This is a genomic window from Cohnella sp. (genome assembly GCF_041641335.1).
Classification (GTDB): domain Bacteria; phylum Bacillota; class Bacilli; order Paenibacillales; family Paenibacillaceae; genus Cohnella.
This window is the reverse complement of record NZ_JBEPYQ010000169.1, coordinates 1-5,735: the sequence shown is the minus strand read 5'-3', so window position 1 is coordinate 5,735 and position 5,735 is coordinate 1. Positions and strand designations below refer to the sequence as shown.

Below are 5,735 nucleotides of genomic sequence, written 5' to 3'. Positions count from 1 at the left end.
TAGGGAAGAAAAATTCGTTCCATACCCCGATAAAATTGATGATCGTAACCGTCCCGATAGCGGGCTTCATCAGCGGAACGAGAATCTTCATCAGCAGGCCCGCATTGGTGCACCCGTCTATTCTGGCCGCCTCTTCCAGCTCTTTAGGCAAAGTGCGAAAGAAACCGGCCAGAATCAGCACGGCCATCGGCAGACCCGAGCCGACGTAGATGAGAATGACGGACCAATGCGAATCGACCAGATTCAAGTCCTGAATCAGCAGAAACAGCGGAACTAATCCGAGCTTGATCGGCAGCATCATCCCGATCAAAAAATAGAAGAACAACATGCCGTTCCATTTGAAGTCGAATCTTGCGATATAGTAAGACACCATGACGCTGAATACGAGCACCATGAGCAAGCTCATGATGCTGATATACGCGCTGTTGAACACGTACTTGGAATAATCCAATTCCACGAACAGCTTCTCGTAAGAAGCGAACGTCAGCTTGCTGGGCAGCTCCAACGGCTTAGTCAGAATCTCGATATTAGGCTTGAGCGAAGAAATCAGCATCAGCGCCAGCGGAAAGAGCGAAAGGAGCGCGTATCCGATTGCGGCCGTGTATAGCAGGCTTCGCCTCATCATTTTCATGCTCATGCATTCTAGGCTCCTTTCGTTAGGTCTGATCCCGCTTATTTACGTAGCGCATAAACAGGGCGGATATCGTCGCGATGATGACAAACATGACCACCGCCAGCGCGGAGCCGATGCCCAGGGAGCCTGCGTCTCCCGAGCTGGTGCCGAATGCGGTGCGGTAGAAAAAGACGGCCAGCAAGTCGGTCGAATAGTACGGCTCTCCCATGGAGCCCTGCATCGCGAACACGAGCTCGAATGCCTCGAACGATTGAATAAAGGTCATGACGATGACGATCACGAGCGGCTGGAACATCATCGGCAGCACGACGGAGCGAATCAGCCGGAAGCCGGTCGCGCCGTCCAGCCTGGCCGCCTCGAGCACCTCGACGGAGATCGATTGAAGGCCCGCCAGAAGAATCAACATATAGAAGCCGACCGCAAACCAGGAGTTGATCAGGGCAATGGCTGTCAGCGCCGTATCGGGGTTGCCCAGCCAGGCGGTCGCCCAGGAGTCCAGGCCGACAGCGCGCAGACTGGCGTTCAGAACGCCGATGTTCGGGTTCAGGATCAGCTTCCACAGGAAGCCGACGACGATAATCGACAGCAGACGGGGCAGAAAGTAGGCGATCTTGAAGAAGGAGACGCCCTTTATCTTTTTGTAGATCACGTACGCCAAAGCGAACGCAATCGTATTCTGAACGAGCATTTCGATCGCGAAGTAGTACACATTATGCGACAAGGCGTTCCAGAACATCGTGTTGTACGGCTCTTGAGTAAACAACCGCTTATAGTTGTCGAACTGGTTGAACCCTCCCATCATCAGTCCTTTCCATTCAAACAGACTGTAAGTGAAGGCGGCCAGAATCGGATATACGATAAAAATCGTATAAATCGCGACGGCAGGAAGCGGAAATAAATGAACGAGCCACTTATTACGCGTACCTCCGCGAATTTTCAGGCTTTCGTTGTTCGCCTTTCCCATAGGCGGATTCCACCTCGCATTCGCAGTAAATCCGATAACGAACGGCCGCGGTTCACGATCCATTCCGGAAGGATCTCGTCCATTCCAGAAGGTTTTCGTACGATCCGCGGCCGCGTCCGTTGCGGATGTGATCTTGATGATTATTTCGCTTGCTTAGAGAACCAGGTGTCGACGCTCTTCTGTACTTCTGCCGCAACCTGCTCCGGAGTCAGCATACCCAGATACATCGCTTGCAGGGAATTTTCCAACGTCGATTTCGTCGTGGGATTCCCGTTGTTCAGCGCCGTAACGGCAAAATACGGAGTCGCGTTCGTGCCGGACAGCTGAGCGATCTCGTTGACCAGCTCGTTGTCCGTAGACGTGCCCGGAATCGGAGACGGAGATTTCGTGTGATCCAGAATCAGGTTGCCGTACGCCTCGGTCGTCATGAACTCCAGCACTTTGCGTGCAGCCTCTTTGTTTTGGGACGTTTTGTTCAGAGCGAACGAACCGTCGACCCAAGTGGACACCGATCCTTGTCCGCCGGCCTCTGCGGGAGGCACGGGGAATACGCCGATTTGAAGCTCCGGATTGAGACCCAGAATGGACGCGATCTCGAAGTGTCCGTTAATGACCATGCCGGTTTGTCCGGTGGCAAACAGCGTGCGAACGTCCTCCATGCCAAGTCCTTCGAAGTTGGCCGGGAAATACGGCTGCAAGTCCTTCATCGCCTGAATCGAACGAATATATTCCGGGCTGTCCAGCTTCGCTTCGCCGGCGAGGAACTTCTCGACAAACCCGGTGCCGCCGTAGAACTGCGGGCCGACCGCTCCGTGCATCAGCGACAGCACCCAGCCTTCCTTGGAGCCGAAGGCGAGAGGCGTGACGCCGGCCGCTTTCAGCTTCTCGGCGGTTTGAATAAATCCGTCCCACGTTTGCGGAACCTGCAGATTATTCTTCTCGAAGATTTCTTTGTTGTATAAAATTTGCGTAGAGCTCAGCATGTAAGGCACGCCGTATTGCTTGCCGTCGGAGCCCTGCGCTGCCGCAAGCTGTGCCGGGGTAAACTTATCCAGACCCGTCAGCCCGTCGATCGGCTCCAGGAAGCCCGCATCGGCAACCGCTTTGCCCCCCGCGTAAGGACGAAGGTGAATGATGTCGGCGGCCGTTCCCGTGTTCAGGTTCAGATTAAGCGTCGTATTGTACTCGGTCGCTTTAACCGGTTGATAATCGATGACAATTTCCGGAGACGTCTTGTTCAGTTCCTCTTGCAGCTTTTTGTAAAACTGCTGCTCGCTGGATTCTGCGCGCCACGACGTAACCGTCACGGTCACTTTGCCGTCGGGAGACGCCTTCTCGGAGCCGGTCGGCGAGGAAGTGGCGGCACCGCCGTTATTTCCATCTTTTCCGCCGCATGCGGCCAGAATCAGAGACAGAATCAAGATCAGCATCGTAGCGGATTGAGCTTTCAATTTCATTCGGAATTCCTCCTGTCAATTCGATTGGAATAGAATCGATTCAATCTTGCCCGACTAGAGCGCGGACAACCGCCTCGTGAAACGAATGCCTAAGCCCGGTAACGTTAAGATGTCTTCCATAATGAACACGATTCGTCAGTAGCACGGCGGCGAGTTGGTAGCCGGGATCCACGTAAAGGCTCGTTCCGGTAAATCCGGTATGGCCGAAAGCCTCGGGGGTCATCAAAGCTCCAGACACATCCGCCTCGTCTCCCTTCAACACCCAGCCAAGCCCTCTTCGTGACGAGCCTGCCCCGAAGGTTTGAAGCTTGGTCGCTTCCCTAGCCATTGTCTTGGACAGCGGAGAAGTACTGACGCCCCCGGGATTCAGCCAAAGCCGCGCATACTTGAGCAAATCCTCGGCCGTAGAGAACAATCCTGCATGACCGCTTACACCTCCCAGGGCGCGGGCATTCTCGTCATGGACGATACCGTGCCAGAAGCCGCCCAGTTCGTCCGACCATTCCGTGGCGGCGATTGCGTCGAGATTGCTTCGATCGGGACAAAACCCGCTTTTTGTCATCCCGAGAGGCTCGAAAAGATAACGCCGGGCCGCCTCGTCCAGGGGCAGACCGTACAAACGGGAGGCGACCGCTCCCAGTACGATAAAGCCCAAATCGCTGTAGACAACCGTTTTGACCGAACGCTCGATCGGAGCCTCGTTCCCGATGAAGGCCAATATCCGCTCCAAACTCCAGGGAACGCTGTAAAAATCGTGAGTGGCCGGCAGCCCCGACGTATGGGCGAGCAGCTCGCGAATCGTGATCCGTGCGGCTCCGCCGCCTCGGAGCTCGGGTAAATAGGCGGAAGCTTCGGCGTCCAGACCGAGCCGGTTTTGTTCGCACAGTTGAAGAATAAGCGGCAGCGTTACCGCGACCTTCGTCAGAGAGGCGCAATCGTAGAGCGTATCCAGACCGGCCGGGCAATCATTGGGAGCGCTTACCGCAAGCCCGGCCGCATAGCAAATGCGACTTCCCCTGAAGGAGATGGCGACGGAAGCGCCGGGAATCAGCCCATCTTCGATCGCTTTCAGGATCGGTTTCCTGATCCGGGCTGCCGCATCTTCGGTCAACTTCCACCCGGAGTCGGTTTCCACCGACCATTGCTCGTTCATCTTCCGCAACTCCTTTGCATCGCAAGCCCCTTCCCGAGCTTAGTCCTCATATAGCAAGTAAGATTTACGCTGCTCTCCCCACTCCTGGGATTGCCGCTTCCATGAGGCCGCGATCTCCTTCAACCCTTCGGGTTGCGCAATCCGACGGCGAACCTCGTCGCTGCCGCTCAGGATATCGATAAAGGTTTTGCCGTCCTCGCTCCCCTGCCATTCGAACTCGTTCGGATGCAGCGAGACGATATGATGGAGCAGCGTTAAGCCGCTCTCGACGGAAAGGAAGCTTGTCTTGTCGGTTACGTAGGTGAACACGCCCTTGCAAAGCTGTCCCGCATGCTTCTGGAAGGTTGGGGTGAAGGTAACCGGATGATATCGGACTCCCGGCAGCTCCAGCGCGTTCAGCGTGTCGCAGAGCTGCTTATGGTCGAGCCATGGAGCTCCGACCATCTCGAACGGCCGCGTCGTGCCTCTTCCTTCCGAAAGATTCGTTCCTTCGAATAAACAGTTGCCCCCATAGATCCGTACCGTGTCGATGGTCGGCATGTTCGGGGAAGGCATAATCCAAGGCAGCCCCGTATCGGAATACTCCATCGAGCGCCGCCAGCCCTGCAGAGGAATGATCTCCAGCTCGCACGGCTTCTCGGCTTGGGCGTTGACGAGGCGGGCGAACTCGCCGATCGTCATGCCGCTGAGCACGGGCATTTCCCACGCTCCGACCATCGAATAAAAACCTTCCCGCAGCAGGCCTCCCTCGACCCGGTGCCCGCCAAGCGGGTTCGGCCTGTCCAGCACGATGAGCTTCACACCGTTCTCCGCGCATGCCGACATGGCGTAGACAAGCGTCGTCAAGTACGTATAGAAACGTACTCCCAAGTCCTGAATGTCGAAGACGACGGCATCCAATCCCTGCAAGCTATGCGCGGTTGGCACGCGGTTTTTCCCGTACAGACTGTACACCGGAATGCCGTACTCCTCGTCCGTGTGATCCTCGAACTTCACCCCCGCCTGCAGTTCGTTGCGCAGGCCGTGCTCGCAAGCGAAGAAAGCGCTTAGCTTGGCGCCCTCAATGCCGGCGCACACCTCGATCGTCGAACGGAATCCGGAGTCGATCCCGGTCGGATTGGTAAGAAGCGCAAATCGGCGCCCCTTCAGACTCCCGCTCAGTCGGTCGACCTGATCAGCCCCGACCAAAACTCCGTTCCCCATCTTGACCCCCCCTTTTATAAAAGATCTTTCAATCTGCTATTCTGACTAGCCCTTGCACAAACATTATATTGTTTCGGAAATATAATTTCAATATTTTTTATTATATACGAAACTTTTTTTCTGATTTTCACAAAATATGCCCGGCAGAACTTATCGAGTTTTCCCTAGAAATCGCTTTCATATTTTAAAAAACAGACCGCCTTATCGCGAAAGCGTTCGAAGCCGAACAATCGTACGACGCCGTCAAAAAAAAGGACACCCCGATCACTCGGAGCGTCCTTCATCCTTGCTTATTCGTTTGCCGCCGTCCGTCCTAACCCCATC

At 55.3% G+C, this 5,735-nt stretch carries 5 protein-coding genes; all 5 read right to left on the bottom strand.

Going from position 1 to position 5,735, the window contains the following annotated elements; genetic code table 11:
* Nucleotides 1-637 (bottom strand): carbohydrate ABC transporter permease (locus ACESLM_RS30240; protein ID WP_372638400.1); only part of this gene is annotated, 637 nt, incomplete at its 3' end.
* Nucleotides 638-656: 19 nt separating this feature from the next.
* The gene (locus ACESLM_RS30235) at nt 657-1,598 is read right to left on the bottom strand and encodes a carbohydrate ABC transporter permease (protein ID WP_372638398.1); all 942 of its coding nucleotides are present in this window, start codon (nt 1,596-1,598) and stop codon (nt 657-659) included.
* Between the two features lie 140 nt (nt 1,599-1,738).
* A complete protein-coding gene (locus ACESLM_RS30230; RefSeq protein ID WP_372638396.1) occupies nt 1,739-3,055 on the bottom strand; it encodes an ABC transporter substrate-binding protein in 1,317 nt (438 codons plus the stop codon).
* Between the two features lie 40 nt (nt 3,056-3,095).
* Nucleotides 3,096-4,208 (bottom strand): serine hydrolase domain-containing protein, encoded by a 1,113-nt coding sequence (locus ACESLM_RS30225; RefSeq protein ID WP_372638394.1) that lies wholly within the window; start codon nt 4,206-4,208, stop codon nt 3,096-3,098.
* A 39-nt stretch (nt 4,209-4,247) separates the two neighbouring features.
* Nucleotides 4,248-5,411, bottom strand: a complete 1,164-nt coding sequence (locus ACESLM_RS30220) for an exo-beta-N-acetylmuramidase NamZ family protein (RefSeq protein WP_372638392.1) — start codon at nt 5,409-5,411, stop codon at nt 4,248-4,250.
* Between the last annotated feature and the right edge of the window lie 324 nt (nt 5,412-5,735).